The 16,837-nt window shown below is 41.1% G+C and carries 14 protein-coding genes; 5 read left to right on the top strand and 9 right to left on the bottom strand.

The features are described 5' to 3' along the window. Nucleotides 1-77 precede the first annotated feature (77 nt). A complete protein-coding gene (locus H540_RS0108270) occupies nucleotides 78-347 on the bottom strand; it encodes a DUF1292 domain-containing protein (RefSeq protein ID WP_028400231.1) in 270 nt (89 codons plus the stop codon). A gap of 187 nt (nucleotides 348-534) precedes the next feature. Then, on the bottom strand, nucleotides 535-1,878 hold the full coding sequence (locus H540_RS0108260) for an aminotransferase-like domain-containing protein (RefSeq protein WP_028400230.1): 1,344 nt from the start codon (nucleotides 1,876-1,878) through the stop codon (nucleotides 535-537). Between the two features lie 192 nt (nucleotides 1,879-2,070). On the opposite strand from H540_RS0108260, the gene H540_RS29245 reads away from it, so the two are divergent. After that, nucleotides 2,071-3,021, top strand: a complete 951-nt coding sequence (locus H540_RS29245) for a DMT family transporter (RefSeq protein ID WP_034670588.1) — start codon at nucleotides 2,071-2,073, stop codon at nucleotides 3,019-3,021. Between the two features lie 202 nt (nucleotides 3,022-3,223). Further along, nucleotides 3,224-3,886 (top strand): nitroreductase family protein, encoded by a 663-nt coding sequence (locus H540_RS0108250; protein ID WP_028400229.1) that lies wholly within the window; start codon nucleotides 3,224-3,226, stop codon nucleotides 3,884-3,886. Nucleotides 3,887-4,046: 160 nt separating this feature from the next. Here the strand turns inward: H540_RS0108250 and H540_RS0108245 are convergent, their stop codons facing one another. From H540_RS0108245 to H540_RS33070, 4 genes are all read right to left on the bottom strand, one after another. Then, a complete protein-coding gene (locus H540_RS0108245) occupies nucleotides 4,047-4,820 on the bottom strand; it encodes a PD-(D/E)XK nuclease family protein (protein ID WP_028400228.1) in 774 nt (257 codons plus the stop codon). A 351-nt stretch (nucleotides 4,821-5,171) separates the two neighbouring features. Further along, the gene (locus H540_RS0108240) at nucleotides 5,172-6,881 is read right to left on the bottom strand and encodes an NAD-dependent malic enzyme (protein WP_028400227.1); all 1,710 of its coding nucleotides are present in this window, start codon (nucleotides 6,879-6,881) and stop codon (nucleotides 5,172-5,174) included. 270 nt (nucleotides 6,882-7,151) lie between these two features. Beyond that, nucleotides 7,152-8,987, bottom strand: a complete 1,836-nt coding sequence (locus H540_RS0108235; protein ID WP_051317034.1) for an LTA synthase family protein — start codon at nucleotides 8,985-8,987, stop codon at nucleotides 7,152-7,154. 534 nt (nucleotides 8,988-9,521) lie between these two features. Continuing rightward, a complete protein-coding gene (locus H540_RS33070; protein ID WP_155890983.1) occupies nucleotides 9,522-9,695 on the bottom strand; it encodes a hypothetical protein in 174 nt (57 codons plus the stop codon). Nucleotides 9,696-9,828: 133 nt separating this feature from the next. On the opposite strand from H540_RS33070, the gene H540_RS0108225 reads away from it, so the two are divergent. After that, nucleotides 9,829-10,047 carry a DUF4176 domain-containing protein gene (locus H540_RS0108225; RefSeq protein WP_028400225.1) on the top strand — a complete coding sequence of 73 codons (219 nt, stop codon included), beginning with the start codon at nucleotides 9,829-9,831 and terminating at the stop codon, nucleotides 10,045-10,047. A 381-nt stretch (nucleotides 10,048-10,428) separates the two neighbouring features. Here the strand turns inward: H540_RS0108225 and H540_RS0108220 are convergent, their stop codons facing one another. From H540_RS0108220 to H540_RS33065, 3 genes are all read right to left on the bottom strand, one after another. Continuing rightward, nucleotides 10,429-11,598: a glycosyltransferase family 2 protein gene (locus tag H540_RS0108220; protein WP_051317033.1), complete on the bottom strand. Its 1,170-nt coding sequence runs from the start codon at nucleotides 11,596-11,598 to the stop codon at nucleotides 10,429-10,431. A gap of 384 nt (nucleotides 11,599-11,982) precedes the next feature. Then, complete coding sequence (locus tag H540_RS0108210; protein ID WP_028400222.1) at nucleotides 11,983-13,449, bottom strand: S8 family serine peptidase; 1,467 nt, start codon at nucleotides 13,447-13,449, stop codon at nucleotides 11,983-11,985. Between the two features lie 78 nt (nucleotides 13,450-13,527). Next, complete coding sequence (locus H540_RS33065; protein ID WP_155890982.1) at nucleotides 13,528-13,695, bottom strand: hypothetical protein; 168 nt, start codon at nucleotides 13,693-13,695, stop codon at nucleotides 13,528-13,530. A 500-nt stretch (nucleotides 13,696-14,195) separates the two neighbouring features. Here H540_RS33065 and H540_RS0108195 point away from each other — a divergent pair, with 500 nt between their 5' ends. Both H540_RS0108195 and uraA read left to right on the top strand, forming a co-directional pair. Next, nucleotides 14,196-15,005 (top strand): 3D domain-containing protein, encoded by an 810-nt coding sequence (locus tag H540_RS0108195; protein WP_028400220.1) that lies wholly within the window; start codon nucleotides 14,196-14,198, stop codon nucleotides 15,003-15,005. A 367-nt stretch (nucleotides 15,006-15,372) separates the two neighbouring features. Continuing rightward, on the top strand, nucleotides 15,373-16,641 hold the full coding sequence (uraA, locus tag H540_RS0108190) for a uracil permease (RefSeq protein ID WP_028400219.1): 1,269 nt from the start codon (nucleotides 15,373-15,375) through the stop codon (nucleotides 16,639-16,641). Nucleotides 16,642-16,837: the final 196 nt, after the last annotated feature.

Raw genomic sequence — 16,837 nt, 5'->3', positions numbered from 1 at the left:
GACTTACTCATTGGAAATATTTTTTTAATACAAAGAGAAGGGGGATTTTTATCCCCCTCTCTTGTGTCCAACCAATATCAATCTTGCTCGTCCATAATTCCCTCAAACGCAGCAGACACTTTTTCAAACTCCTTGTCACTCTCAATGTATGACAATTCACCATCATGCTCTACTCTTAAAAAGAAAATATCAATGTCTTCATCTGTTTCCTTTTGAATGTCTTCTACAAAGCCGACAGCAACGTATTCTGCTCCTTCGACATTCATCGTTCCCAGCACTTCAACTTCCTGCTCATGATCACTCTCATCACTAAGGGTGAAAATTTCGCCTACTTCAATTTTTTCCATATACTACTCTCCTTTCATACTCTCAAAGATAGAACATTCAAATCGTATATCCACTAACGTATTTTTCCATATAAAGTAAAATTAATGCGCGAAAAACAACAACTTCCTGCTCCTTTAAAGTAAATATCCAACCAAGACGTCAAAAGTTTAATCCGCATCGGATTCGGCAGCGTATCGATTCGCAATACTACAACCTGCTGCACTGCTCCACTTCCTCAACTATCGCCTTGACCCCCTCATCGATTTGCCCTAGCTGCGCCCGGGAAATACTGATCCGCAAAAACTTCTCCCGCTCCAGGTAATCCGACAAATAGAAGCCTTTTCCGGGTACGATGCTGACATTCCTCGCCGCAAGCCGTTTCATTAGACGCTCCATGTTGACCGGTTGCGGCAGCTTAAACTGCATATAGACACCTGATTTGACGTCCGATACCTTAATCACTCCTGCATCGTTGTACCGCTGCACCGCCTCGTTCAGCGCGCGCATTCGCGCCGCGTATTGGCTGTATATTTTGTGCTTGTGCCGCTCGTACATGCCGTTTTTAATGTACACTTCGAGCGCCGCCTGGGACAAAAGCGAGGTGTCGGCGGATCTTTTGAATGTGCGGAACGTCTCCAGCAACCGTTCCGGCAAAACGGCGACTCCCAACCGCAAACCTGGGAAAATGATTTTCGAAAAGCTTTTCAAATAAATGACGTGCGCAGTTCTGTCGTAAGCATGAATCGGGTCGAAACACCGGTCTTCGCCCAAGTCGGCCATGTAATCGTCCTCCAGGATGTACACGTTGTATTTGCTGGCTAAACCGGCGATTGCCTTCCTCTCCTCCGCGCTATACGAGGTGCCCAGCGGATTGTGGTATCTCGACATCGTGTAAAAAAATTTGATTCCGCCGCTTTTGAACTTCTCCTCCAATTCCCGCAAATCAATACCTGCTGCCGTACGAGCGATTCCGCAAACCGGTATGCCCTCCGCCTCAAGAAAGCGCAAATACATATCGTAGCTCGGCTGTTCGACCAAGATGGCCGCATTCCCGTTCGGAAATGGCATTTTCGCCAAAATTTCCAGCGCCTGCTGGACACCCGAAGTGACGACAATCCGCTCCGCTTTTGCAAACACCTGACTGTTGGCCAAATGGGAAACGAGTGTTTGGCGCAGCCTTTCCAGCCCTTGCGAATCACCGTATGTAAACAAGTGGTATTTGTATGTATCGATCGCTTTGTTCAAGCAATGCTGGAAGTCCAAATATGGAAACACGTTCAAATCCGGCGACGCCGAAGCAAAATCGATCATTCCGCTTTCCTTGTTGTCACGCCAATCTCCCGGCTTTCCGACCACATAAAAGCCGCTTTGCGCGATCGAATAAATCGCGTGGCGCTTCTCCAGTTCTGCGTATGCCCGTGTGATCGTGCTGATGCTGCATCCGTACAACTTCGCAGCGCTGCGGACGGAAGGCAGCTTTTGGCCCGGACTGTATTGCCCTTCCATGATTTTTTGTTCCATATCGGAAAGAATAGACAAATATTTTTTCACGCCGCTCTCCCCCCTGTTCGGTTTTCACGAGTCTATCACGTTTCTCTACTCATTATACCTGACCTCGCCAACTGTATCGATACACTTTTGGCAAAAAGGCATTGTTCAGATCAGCATTTTGTCGTACCTTTTTCATGTAAGGGATAAGACGTTCGCGAACATGATCCCGGCTGTTGCAGAGAGGAAGATACAATGACAAACCAAAAAGGACTGAAACTTGCTTATTTGTCTGCCGTGTTGAACGCGGCGATAATCGGATTTTCGTTTTTGTTTACCAAAATGGCGCTCGAACACGCCCCTCCAATCGACACGCTGACGTACCGTTTTGCTGCTTCGTTTGCGGCCATGTCGATTCCGGTTGCGTTCGGCCGGATTAAACTTAAATACCGCGGCAAACCGCTATACAAAGCGTTGCTGCTGGCAACCATGTACCCGCTGGGCTTCTTCACGCTGCAAACGTTTGGGCTGGAGCACGCCACCTCGGCCGAGGGCGGCATTTTGTACGCCTTCACACCGGTCTTGACGATGTTACTGGCCTCCGTATTTTTGAAGGAAGCGACAACCGTCTTGCAGAAGCTGTCGACCTTCCTGTCGGTATTCGGTGTTGTGTTCATCTTTATGATGAAGGGAAGCAGCATCGATTTGTCAAACATGACGGGAATTTTCTTGTTATTCTTGTCGTGCCTGGCCTTTGCCGGATACAGCGTTTTGGCCCGGTCACTTTTGAGGATTTTTAGCCCTATGGAAATCAGTTATTTGATGTTGGGGATCGGATTCGTCGCATTTCTGGTTGTTTCGCTCACCGATCATGTGACCGCTGGGACGCTCGACTACCTGTTCGCACCGCTCGCCAGCGGTACCTTTATCGTGTCGATCCTCTACCTGGGAGTGATGTCCTCACTCGTCACAGCACTGACAGCAAACTACGCCTTGTCAAAAATAGAAGCGTCAAAAATAAGCGTATTCGCCAACCTATCGACCGTCGTCTCTATTGCGGCCGGGGCGATGTTTCTCGGGGAAAAAATTACGGTGTACCATATCATCGGTTCGGTGCTGATTATAACAGGGGTTATGGGAACAAATCGTTTGGGGCGAAAAAAAGCAACGAGGCGAATGAATAATGCCGACCGTGTAGAAGCATGATGAGGCAGACTGAAAACATGCATCATTGCGGCTAATTATTCAACCGCTCATTAATTACGACAAGGATAATTTAAAGATGGCGGGCACCATAATTGTCAGAAGTTAATTTTAAAAACTTAATATGGCAGATCAGCCTCGATAGGTGTAAACCTGCGGGTCCATTGCTGAAAATATAGTAAATAATTAAGGAGTTGATTGTGAAATGTCATCCACTGTACAAACCGACTTTTTCACCGTAGTCCGGGAACGTCATTCCGTCAAACATTATGACGCTGCACACAAACTGAGCGAACAGGAAATCAAGGAGCTTCTGGAGATTGCGAATAGCGCACCGTCGGCCTGGAATCTTCAGCATTGGAAGTTTCTCGCCATCACCGACCAGACGGCCAAAGCTAAGCTGCTGCCTATCGCTTACAGCCAAACGCAAGTCGTCGAGGCCTCTGTCGTCGTCGCCATACTGGGAGACCTTCAGGCCAATCTAAAAGCTGAAGCCGTCTTTGAACCGGACGTGCAAGCCGGGCTGCTGTCCGAGGAAGTCAAGGCGAACTTGGTCGGCCAAATTGAATACACGTATGCCAACGTGCCGACCGCTCCGCGCGATGAAGCGATCCGCAACGCATCGCTGGCCGCGATGCAGCTCATGCTCGCTGCGAAAGCGAAAGGCCTCGATTCGTGCCCGCTGGGCGGATACGACGCCGATAAATTCGTCGAAGCGTTTGGCGTCCCGGCGCGGTATGTCCCGGTCATGCTGGTCGCTATCGGCAAGGCGGCTACACCAGCTCGTCCGTCCGTCCGATTACCGGTCGAGCAGACGATTTTCTGGAATCTGGAACTTTCCAAGAAACTGGCCCAATCCGATTTTTGAAGCTTCCTTCTCAAAAAGATACCCAGCGTTAGTATAGGTATCTTTTTGGGGAGTTTTTCTTGATGAAATCCTCATCCGCTCTGCGATAGGAGAATAAATTAATGAAGAACTATTTTTTTGCGAATCATAAGAACCGCTTTGATTACACCTAATATTCTTCTTAAATATCTCTTTCACACATGCTTCTGAAATTACACATGCTACATTTTTTCGGATGTTCCGACTTTTCAAATAGATTAATTGATACAGGTTTATTTCGTTTTACATCTTCCATATATTGTAGCATCTGAATTATGCTCATTAGCATAATTTCATTCACTTGGTCTAAGTCATTGGTTTGAATACTGTTTTCTCGTTGTTCTCCGCTCGCAAGATATTCATTTCGTACCTTTATTTTATGATGAGGAATGTTATCCTTCTCATGCAAATATAACGAATACAAAGCTAATTGATTTCGGTCTTCCATGCTCTCCCTGCCTGTTTTCCAGTCCACAATGATCCATTTATCTCTTTTTTCATCTTGGTACAACAAGTCCATTACCACATATATCTTAATTTCATTGAATCGGAAGGCATGAAATTGCTCTGATTCATATAAGTTAATATGATTTCCATACATCGCATCCTGGAAGCTTCTGCTTTCGTACAAGTTCCCTAAGCATTGTTGTAAACGATGAATCATATCTTCAATGGTTTCTCTGCCAATCTCTTCCCCATATACCAGTTCCCGCAATAATGGGATCTCTTTGGGTTTTTGATGCCAGAGTTGTTTGTCGCGGGAATACCTATATGATTGATTAAGTCTGTTACGAATGTGCTTTTCGATGGTTTCGATAGGCGGCAGCTCTTTAAAGCGATAATGTGATAGTAATGTATAAATGGATTTATGCAACATGTCACCCAAATACATTGGTAAGTTGCTGAGTTTTTTCAAAAAATAAGCCTCTTGCGAAGACATGGGAGCATCATATAACCATCCGAGACGAGGTTTCCCTCGCCTTTGCTCTGCCTATGCATGAACCTCCGCACGTTGAATGGATTGATATCTTAATATAATTAATTTTAACTTAAATGATAAAAATCACGGGTTTATACTAGTTTTTTATTTTATTCATATAGTTATATTTTATCTGATTTTCATGTGCATGCTCTTTATTTTTTTAACTATCAGACAACCTACAACCATATTATTTAACTGTGAAAATTTAGGAACAGGTAGCATTATATTTCTGCAATTTATGTATGTCTCCGTTTAGCTGCGCAGAGTGCAGACCCTGCCCCACTCTCATGAAAAATGCTGTACTGCCTTTACACGTCCATATTCAGGCTGCCATATCGCTTCGTGTACGGCTTGCTCAATGTCATTGATTTTCGCTTTTGCTACGCCTTCAGAAACGGCAGACTTTACCACTTCAATAGCGACCGCTGCTGAAGTGATCCGCAGATTTTCAATCTTGGGAAGCAGTGGTGCACCTGGCGCGCTGATGTCAACCATCCCCGCCACAGCTTTTGCAGCAGCAACGAGCATGCCGTCGGTTACTCGCTCTGCCCGCGACACAATCGTGCCGAGTCCAATTCCAGGGAATACAAAGGCGTTATTGGCTTGCCCAATGATGTATGTTACCCCTTTGTAATGGACCGGTTCAAACGGACTTCCGGTAGCAACCAAGGCTTTCCCATCTGTCCATTCTATGAGATCGGATGGCTTTGCTTCGGACTTATCCGTGGGATTGGAGAGAGGCAAAATGATGGGGCGATCTGTGTGTGCAGCCATCGCTTTGACAATTTCCTCCGTAAACGCTCCTCCAACCGTCGAAGTCCCGATAAGAATGGTGGGATGTACTCGCTGGACCACCTCTAGAAAGTTAATTTTACCCTTGACATCTTTATTCCAGTCTTCTACTTCCTTTACTGGACGTGCAAAAGGCTTTTGAAAATCACGAAGATCTTCTGTAGTTTGAAGCAACAGCCCCGGTCGATCGATCCCCCAAAACCTACTGTTTGCCTCCTCTTGGGAAATTCCCCCGCGTACCATCTCATTGCGAATTTGTTCCGCAACACCGATACCGGCAGTCCCTGCGCCAAATACAACGATGCGATGTTCCGACAAAGGAATTCCTGAAGCACGCACAGCTGACAAGACAACCGCCAGTGAAACCGCACCAGTTCCCTGGATGTCGTCATTAAATGTACAGATCTCATCCTTATATCTTTCAAGGATTGGTCTGGCATTTGGCTGTGCAAAGTCTTCCCAATGAAGGAGGGCATTCGGAAACATCTTCCGTGTGGTACGGACATACCTATCGATGAACGCATTATACTGTTCACCATGAATCCGTGGATGGCGAATTCCGACGTAAAGCGGATCATTCAGCAATTCTTCTCGATTCGTGCCTACATCTAAAATGACTGGAATCACCCGGCGAGGGTCAACGCCGCCTGCAACCGTATATACAGCGAGCTTACCTAATGCAATGTCAATACCGCCCACACCCCAGTCTCCGATGCCCAAAATACGTTCACCGTCAGTGGCTACGATGAGGTCAATTTCGTCAGCATGAGCACCGAAGTTAGTGAATGCTTCCTCAATGCTGTCTGGATCGTCGATGGATAGATAAACTCCAACAGGACGGCGATAAAGATGGCTGTAGTGCTCAATTGCTTGACCGACTGTTGGGGTATAGATAATGGGCAACATTTCACTTAAATGCTCGGAAACCAGTCGATAGAACAACACTTCGTTCCTGTCGCGAAGAGCCGCTAAGTATACATTTTTTAACACATCCGTGGGCTGATTAGAAAATTGTTGATAGGCTCGTTCAGCTTGCTGTTCAATGGTAAGAACAGTTGGAGGAAGCAACCCTCGGAGACACAGTTCACGCCGCTCCTCAGAAGTAAAAGCCAAACCTTTATTGAGTTGAGGGGTCTTCAATACTTCAGCCCCTCTTGCGCTGGTTTCAATAATTCCCTCTGGTTGTACTTTGAAATTACGCATCAATGTTCCTTACTCCTTTTCGTTAAAGTTGTTTCATCCAGTAATTACATTGTCCCAATAACAATTAAAATACTCCTGTAGACGGTAGTATTGTTCAAAACGCTCCGCTGAAAAATCTCCACGCTTTCCCCTTGCATTCCGCATTTTTGCTGGCTACGTTTACGTCGCCGAACGACCGATATACTAATGAGGAACTGATACGGCTCGTTCGCTGACAGCTAGTATAGCCTGCAAAAGCGTCAATCCTTCCGTTCCTTTAAGTAATTTATATTATTTTTTTGATAGTGGAATTGTTTCAACGTATTTATCTGATAAATCGTACAAGTTAATTACTTTGTCATATTCAGCTTTATACAAACTGTGTTGCACTTTTCTTTTTGTTTTGAGTGAATATGCCGTTCCATCCTCAAATTTTGTACCGGGAATAAACACTACATCATTATTGATAAATGAACCTGTAGGTAAGTAAAAACGAATCCCTACAGTGTTACTCTTTGAATTAACCAAGTCTTGTCCCATGTATGTTTGCCCGTCTGCACTTACACCTAATAAATTTGCCACTGTAGGGAAGATATCGACCTGACTGCCTACTATATCTATAATTTGTCCTTCTTTATTCCACGGGGAAACAATTACTAATGGTACATTGAATTTTTCGTGCGGTAACCGTTCTCTTCCGAACGCTTCCTTCATCAATTTCATATCTATTTCTTTTGTTGATTGAACACCCGAATGATCTCCGTATATGACAAATAATGATGTATCCCATAATCCCTTTTCCTTAAGACCCGATATAAATTGTCCTAATGCAAAATCAGCATAATGAGCTGCTTTTACATAATCACCAAACATTGTTCCATCATACTTTCTACCAATTCGCAACTTCTGTTTTTCAACAGGGATAATAAAAGGACTGTGACTTGACATAGAAATTAATTGAGCATAAAACCTTTTTCCTTCCTTTTGATATTTTGATAATTCTTCCAACGTTTTGGCATATAAAATTTCATCATTTGAACCAAATGCAATAGGATCCTTATCTCCAAAAAACTTTTTGTCGTATGCTTTTTCAAACCCTAATGCCATAGGATACATTTCATCACGATTCCAAAATGTAATATCATTTGTATGAAAAGTTGCGCTCCTGTAACCGAATTTAGAAAGTAACTTTGGTAAACTCGGTATATCCCGGTTGCCAAATGTATCAGCCATAGCGTTTGGTCCAAATGGATAAAGAGAGGTATTTACCGCAAATTCCGCATCCGATGTATTTCCAATACCTACTTGTTGGTAAAAGTTTGGAAAGTATAGATTTTCTTTTGCCAATTTATTTAAGTTAGGCGTTATTTCTATGCCATCAATCTTCAACCCGACAAGTGCATTTTCAAATGATTCAAGTTGGAGGATAATAAGGTTTTTGTTTTTCGCAATCCCCAGCCATTTCTTTGGATATGCTTTGTCTAAGCCTTTAATTCCATTTACTTTTTCATTTGTGAACGAAGATACTTCAACTGTCTCTTTCGTATGAGTTTTTATTGCACTGTATAATTGGTAATTTGATATGCCCATTTTCTCAACTAACACCTTTTCGTTTTTTATATCCTCGCTATGTACAATATAGGTATTTCCAAATATTAATAACAAAGAACACATTAATAGAGTGTATTGATACAATCTTTTCATTTTGAATTTCGGCATAAACAACTCTTTATTCATAACCATCATAATAATGAGTACAAAAATATCCAAAAATAACGTAAAGTATATAGGGTTAAAGAACGCTTTTATAGTTTCAAATATTGCTCCCAATTGTCCAACATGCGCTAATGATTGATACGTTGGAATCGTTCCGTAAAAATCATTGTATATCAATGTAGAAAAAAGGATTAACGAGAACATAAAGTTTGCAGTTAGAACCCCTATTTTCCTCATGATACGAGGTAAACTTTCTATAAGAACTCCTACTATCAAAACAAAACCTATTTCCGCTATAAATGTATGATAAATTTCGACTTTGTGAAATATAACAAAACGAACCAACATGATTTTTAAAATTACAATTGCTAAAAATAGTGTTGTGTAATTTATTCCTGGTCGATTTTCCATAAAACCCCTCCATAACGTCATCTCCCTACAATGCTTGCGTTTTATCACTTGCAACAAGGACTTTATCAGACAAAACACATACACGTGTAATATTTTTCCAATTAAAAGGTCTTTTATTCGCTGGCCCAATACCTTATTTTTTGTTATAGCTAATACTACCAATTCCAAGCACTGTTCAGATTTGGTGTATAAAAAATAAACCTCGCACTAACTACCTTTGTTAAAATCCTCCAAAAATAAAAAGCCCAAAATTGGGCTTCAGTATGTCTACAGCTTTTTATTTTTTGCCTCTAAAACAAACATTAAATTACCGAGAAAAACTGCAAGTCCTGAATTTCGATACCTGCTGTCTTTATATGAAGATGTGTATTACGATTCAAACAACAACCGTCACTTCAGGTTTTATATAATCGAGAAGGGCAAAATTCTTCGGCAAATAAAGAGGATAACGTGGAAAACCTTCTCTTGTAAACCCGAGGCAATGGATATGATATCCTTGAAGCAGCTTTGGAACGTCCAGGTCGCGGTTATGAACTACAGTTCTCGTCCCAAAGTGATAATCGCCTGCGAACTATTGAGCGCGCGCAGCACATATTTCTCGTTTTCCATCCCTACAGCAGTAGCCTTGTCGACACCCAGCAGCCTCTTTCTATCCGTACCGATAACAATATTCTTGGTTAAAGTGGGAAGGCGAGCTGCATATCCCATTACCATATTCCTCTTACAACGTTGTTCTTGGCATCGATTCAGCGTTAGACGGGATAGGCGCCAAAGTGTCCGTAGGGAAAGAGACAGAAATATATGCTGCCGTTACCGGTAAGAATAAAAAGGAGTGAGATAGATGGGACTACTTCCCATCGGTTCCGTTGTCACAATTGGCGAATGGGAACAGCAACTCATGATATATGGCAGAGCACAAAATGAAGTGGCTGCGGGTAAAGTCTGGGACTATGTGGCTTGCCCGTATCCTGTAGGAAACTATTCGAAGGAATCAAACGTATTGTTTAACCACCAGCAGATTGAACCGGTTGCTTTTTATTTTGGCACTACGATGCATTAAAATAAGCTGTATTGCCCATACTATTGGGTTCATATCTTTGTATACCGCTTATTTTCAGGGTAACCTAATAAACATAAGATTGTAATTAAAAATAAGCAGCACATCATAGTTAGTGTGCTGCTACATTAAGATTTCCGCTGATATGATGCGTATTTTTCTGAACAAAATCTTTCCGAACTTGATCACTACAATCTCGTTTCCATCGTGATGATCGAGCACAATGGCGCAGTTGACAAGTTAGTTTTTCAACAATCTGTAAAGATGTATATTCTTGTCATCATGGTTTTTCTAGTTCCTGTATTTCGCATAAGAGATTGACTGAATAGCCTTTGTTCTACTTTCTGACGCTTGGATTCTAATAAAACTTGTATTCCTATTTCTTTATTTAGCGTTCAATTCTTTAAGTTCTTTTAAAGAATAAAATGTGCCACGCCAATTAATCCCGCCTCTTCTTAATGTTAAATAAGCTGAACGGAATAAAGTGTAAATATAGCATGAAACCGTGATAGGAAGTAATAAGAATTCTAAAGTAGAGCCGAAAGAAACCTTTCGTATACAACTTACATAGAGCAAACATAGAAGTGTCAATGATAAGATATGTACAATCAACATCCAATCATTAAATAATAAACCAATGAAAGGATAAATAGCAAATAAACATTGTAAGAACGTAAAGCCAATAACTTTCCAAAATTTATAGTCTAAGGCACCAAAAAAATTTTTTTCAAACCCTTTAATAGCATCTTTTAGACTTGGATACCACTCAACTTCGATAAGCTCTTTACCGATTAAAAAGTGTTGATTGCATTGCATTTCTTTAGCCTTTTTACCAAGTTCAATATCGTCAATTGGATGTAAGGGAAATGTTCTATGAGTACCTAATTGCATATACACATCCCTTTTAATTAGATTGAATGCGCCAACACCAACTCCCTTCCCTTTCTTACCACGAACGTATACTTTCCAAGGCTCAACAAAAATACAGAAATACAATAAAAACAAATGGATAAATGATCTAAGTGCAAAATTATTGCAAATGATATAAGGAATCATTGCCATATGTTCAACATGGTTTGCAACTACATAGTCCATTGTTTTTGAAATCGTTTCTTTTTTAAAAACTATATCAGCGTCTGTAAATACAAGATACTCCCCCTTAGAAACTAAGTAGCCTTGATACAGTGCATGATTTTTACCCAACCAATCCTTTGGTAATTCTTGAATATGGACGGTTTGATAGGAAACATTCCCATCATTAGATATCCTCTCTTTAAATTGTTCTATTATTTTGCCAGTCTCATCATCAGAACGATCATTAACTACGATAATTTCTAAATTTTTATAGTTTTGTTCGTACAAATGAGTAAGTGTTTTCTCAATAGATTCTTCTTCATCTTTGGCAGCAATAATTACCGAAATAAGAGGTCCATGACTTACACCTTTAGCAACCTTAGATAAATAAGGTATTTTTCGAAGCCCCTTAATAGCATTAAACAAATACATCGAAATTAGGATGAGGGAAATGATGGAGATAACTCCAAAAACCTTCATATTTATTCATTCCTTCCTTGTTTGTTATTTCCCCATTATAACTAAATATATGGTGCTTGCATTATTTTTTATATTTCTCTTGTTAATGATAAAGCAAATAAATAAAGATTTTAGGCATAGCCTTTACTCCAAGCTTGTGCATCTCATTGCTAGCGTAATTGAGGACAAGCAGCTCAAATTCTTCCCGCACTGTCCTCGTAGTAGCAGTTTAGACCCAAAGTCTTTTCCCTTCACTGTTATACTCCTTATTACCTATACAAAAGCCAAATTGAAAACAAACAGGGCTTATGTAGTCTACCGTACTACATAAGCCCTTAAAATTTTTGAAGAAGTTGGAACACTTGAGGAGTTTGTCAACAGCTCCCGAATTCCCAGCCTTGTTTGCTATTTTTTAATATTTAATAATGCATTATAAATATTTGCCTCACCAGCTCCAAATAAAGCATCTTGTCCTGGCTTACCATAATCTTTTGCCGTTTGCTTGATCAAGTTTGCTACTTGCGCAGGAGAATATGTTGGGTGAGCTGCTTTAATAACCCCTGCAATTCCTGCTACCTTTGGTGAAGCCATTGATGTTCCGTGAAGTAAAGCATAGCTATGCAGATTGGAAGTGAAATATGGCTCCAAATATGTCGGCCATGTGCTTAATGTGCGATAATGGAAATCACGCTGTGCCAAATTTCTTGTTTTAGCATAAATAGGACCGTTATCACCGCCTGGTGCTGCTACATCAATAAAGTGGTTTCCATAGTTGGAATAGAACGCGATTGCGTCAGTTGACCATTCATTAGAAGAGGATACAGTAACAACACCAGGAATTTGACCAGGTGTTTCAACAGTTGGACCCTTAAAAGTAAGGCCGTTTCCGCCGTATGTCTCATTTAAGTAATTCGTTACCATCTTCTTATCATCCATATTCAATGACTCGTTGCCACCCGCTGCTACGACTGTTACATTTTTTTGTACGGCATACTCAATTGCACGCTTCCAGATAAGAACATCAGCAATATCGCTATATTTTTGGCCATTATAATAGTATTTTAAGCTATCGAATCCACCGATAGACATATTAATAACGTCTACTCTATCATTTGCAGCAGCAACAATGGCATCCACGATCCAAGCTGTTGGTGCACTGCCTGCTTCAGGGAAAACACGATACGAACGAATTTTAAGGTCTGGTCCTACCCCTTTTAATTTACCGTTCGCTGCAATTGAGCCCGCTACGTGAGTTCCATGCCCGCCGCGATCCAATACATCAGCAGGATTACCTGTTTCAGTCTCGTCCACGCCGGGTGGCACGAAGTTGCGGCCGCCGAGATAGTTTGCTTTTAGGTCAGGATGGTTGGCATCAATACCGCTGTCGATTACGCCGACTGTTGCTCCTTTTCCTGTTCCTCCATTAATTCCATAGGATTTACCATCATTCGTCACTTCTTTTATATCCCATTGATAGTCCCAATAGCTATTTATATCTTGCGGCTGCGGGATATCTGTTACCGGCTGTCCGTCAGCTGCTGCTGGACGTATTTCTTCCTTATCTAAAGTATGTACAATCTCTTGGTTCGCAGCTTGGACAGAAGAAACGCCCTTCAGATTGTCCAAAAAGGAAGCGTTGCTTGATTTTACCTCTAAGGCGCCAACGGCAGGGATGGCGCGGAGAACTTGTCCTCCTGCATTCTTAATAATGTCTTGATAATTGCTTGGTAAATCTTTCTTAAAGGCAATCAAATAATTTTTTTCTGTTTGAGCTGTGCTTGTTGTTTTTGCTTGTGCTGACACATTGTTTCCAGCTAGAGCACCGAATACTAAGGCTGTAGCTAGTGACACAGAGGCTAACTTGATATTCATTGCTATCCCCCCTAAAATTGGTAATATATATCTAAGATTCTATTCCACATAAGGAATGATAAAACCTCCAATAACGGACTACCTTACAAATAATTCGTATATCTTTTCGATTCCGTACATAACTATTCCGATTCCTACTGAGCCTATGACAATCCAAGCTATATCCTTCACGTTCTGTTTCGCCTTTGGATGAACAAGCGGTCTTTCGCTAGTCCGTAATTGTCGATATTTTTTCAAGTCATCCATAATCGTCCCTCCGTCAATGTATCGTTTACTTAAACATATTCCGAAGCTATTAAAACGGCGTGGGCGGCATATTAACGAAATCCTCTTTTAAAAATAAAAATTTTCTTATTTTATCGTTTTTTTGGTGAACTGTTTTCTTAGTTTGATGGGCATGGGGTTCCATCCCGACTAGCACTTGGTCTAATATAGACCAAGTGCTTTTCTTTTTTCTGAATACCCTCTGTATATTCTTCCATGTGAGGTTTAGTGAGGTAAGCGAGGGGCAACGATGCCCCTCGCTTACCTCACTAAACAAAAAAAGGAATTTGTTACATACCATTTTTTGGAATATCCTTCTGTCATATGATACGACAAGGGAAATTTACTTTTTTCTATCATTTTCTCTGTTACAAGCCTTTAAAGAAATATTACATTTATATGTTGATTATATGTTTTTCCCAGTTACGTGAAATGAGATTGCTATAATTCAGGTATTACATACAGAAACTGGAGGTAAACGAATGAAGAAAGTACTAGGTATGACAACAGCAGCAATCTTTGGGTTAGGGGTCTTTACAGCTACTGCAGATGCAGCAACAGTTGTAAATACGGATGTATTAAACATTCGACAAGCTCCGAACACTAACTCACACATTCTTGGAAAAGTAAAAAATGGACAAACACTACAAGTAAAAAATGATGCAAATAACTGGCTGGAGATTGAATATAACGGAAAAAAAGCTTATGTAAGCAAACCATATACAAAAGATGACGGTGTATATTATGTAACAGCAGATGTATTAAACGTACGCGATGGTGCCGGCACAAACCATAACGTGATTGGTAAGTTGAAAGATGGACAAAGAGTGCAAGTGGTTGGCGACGGTGGAAACGGCTGGGCAGTTATTGCCTTTAAGGGCGGATCCGCATATGTCAGCAAAGAATTTTTAGGTGCGCAAACAGAACATACACAAACAACACAAACAATACATACACAAACAACACATACACAAACAGCAAAACCACAAGTAAAATCAGCACAAGAAATCCAAGTTGTGGCTACCTCATACACACCTTATGAAGAGGATGGTTATAACGGTATGACCGCAACAGGTATAAACCTGCGCAAAAACCCAAATATGAAGCTGATTGCGGTCGATCCAAAAGTCATTCCGCTTGGTTCAAAAGTATGGGTAGAGGGATATGGTGAAGCAATTGCTGGCGATACAGGCGGTGCCATTAAAGGAAACCGTATTGATGTATTAAAACCGACACAAAATGAAGCGCTACAATGGGGACGCAAAACTGTAACAGTGCGCGTGCTGGATTAATAGCAATCTGTGAGAGCTCTGCCTATTTTGGCAGGGTTCTTTTTCGATTTCAAAAGATACAACATGCTTTTATAGAATATGGGAATGGCTATATCAGATGAACTTCACCTCTTTTCTCAAGAATTGCAATGACATCAATGACATATGTCGCCTAATGTTCTAAAACAACTAGCTAAACAGATAGGATTTCTTCAACGCAAAAGTGAGTATCGAGCACAAGACAATGCAAGGTGTTTCAAGCCGGCAATCAATAGGGAATCAAAACGGTAAAAATGGGACATGGTATAAAAAAGAAACACTGGTAAATTGAATAAGTGAATATTTGATTTCTATAATTACTATGAATGAAATGTGAGGGAATGATAGAATGCAGCGAGTTATTCAAGTAGAGGAACGGCCCTCTATTATAAGAAGTATTCCACTTAGTCTTCAGCATTTGTTTGCGATGTTTGGATCGAACATACTCGTTCCTATTCTTTTTAATATCAACCCGGCTACTATTTTGTTAATGAATGGTGTTGGCACGCTGTTATATTTATTTATTTGCAAATGGAAGATTCCAGCCTATCTGGGATCAAGTTTTGCTTTTATTTCTCCCGTGTTTGTTGTTCTTTCTTCACATAGCTATCAGTATGCTCTTGGCGGTTTTATCATTGTAGGATTTATTTTCTTACTGGTCGGTATGCTCATTCGTTTGGTCGGTACCAAATGGATTGATGTCGTATTCCCTTCCGCCGCTATGGGAGCAATCGTGGCTATCATTGGATTAGAACTCGTTCCAGTTGCAGCGGAAATGGCCGGGATCATCAAACCTTTGAATAATCCCCCTGCTAATTGGACCTATGACTCAAAAGTCATTACCGTATCCTTAGTCACTTTGCTCATTACGATACTTGGCAATGTCATTTTCCGTGGATTTCTTAGTATCATTCCAATCCTTGTTGGCGTGATATCGGGTTATGTACTCGCTTCGATAATGGGAATGGTTGACTGGCATAAGGTTGCGGAAGCAAAATGGTTTGCGCTCCCAAATTTTTACTCCCCTCGTTTTGATTTAGCGAGCATCGCCGTCATCGCTCCTGCGGCTCTCGTAGTAATTGCCGAGCACATTGGCCATTTAATTGTTACGGAAAATATCGTCAATCGTGAACTTTCTAAAGACCCCGGTCTTGGTCGTTCTCTAATTGGTAATGGTGTAGCAACGGTGCTTTCTGGCTGTTTCGGCTCCACGCCGAATACAACTTACGGGGAAAACATCGGGGTGATGGCTATTTCAAAAGTGTATTCAACTTGGGTCATCGGTGGTGCTGCTGTATTCTCCATCATTTTATCTTTTTGCGGGAAACTGGCTGCCATCATATCAACTATTCCTACTCCTGTTATGGGCGGTATATCCTTATTATTGTTTGGTGTTATCTCTTCCTCCGGTATTAGGATTCTTGTAGAGGAAAAAGTTGATTATTCTAAACCAATTAATCTCATTTTGACAACGATTGTGTTGGTCATAGGAATTAGCGGTGCGACTTTTACCTGGGGAGCAACAACGCTAAAAGGAATGGCGCTGGCAACGGTCATCGCTATTCTTCTAAGTCTTTTCTTTAAAGTACTTGAAAAATTTAACCTTTTAAATCAATAACTTTGGATTTCCAATATATATTGGAAACTTAACGTACAAAATCTCAGCAATCAAAAAATTTCATATAGAAGAATTAAGATATCTGCACTGTAAAGACACGACAGAAGCGAAAGTTAAAGGGTTAAAATGAAGATAAATAAAACAAGGCACCTCATCGGGTGCCTTTCACTTCATTTATGGTTATACGCTATGTCGA

The sequence above is a fragment of the Ectobacillus panaciterrae DSM 19096 genome (genome assembly GCF_000430785.1).
Taxonomy (GTDB): domain Bacteria; phylum Bacillota; class Bacilli; order Bacillales; family Bacillaceae_G; genus Ectobacillus; species Ectobacillus panaciterrae.
This window is presented reverse-complemented; position numbering and strand designations above follow the sequence as displayed.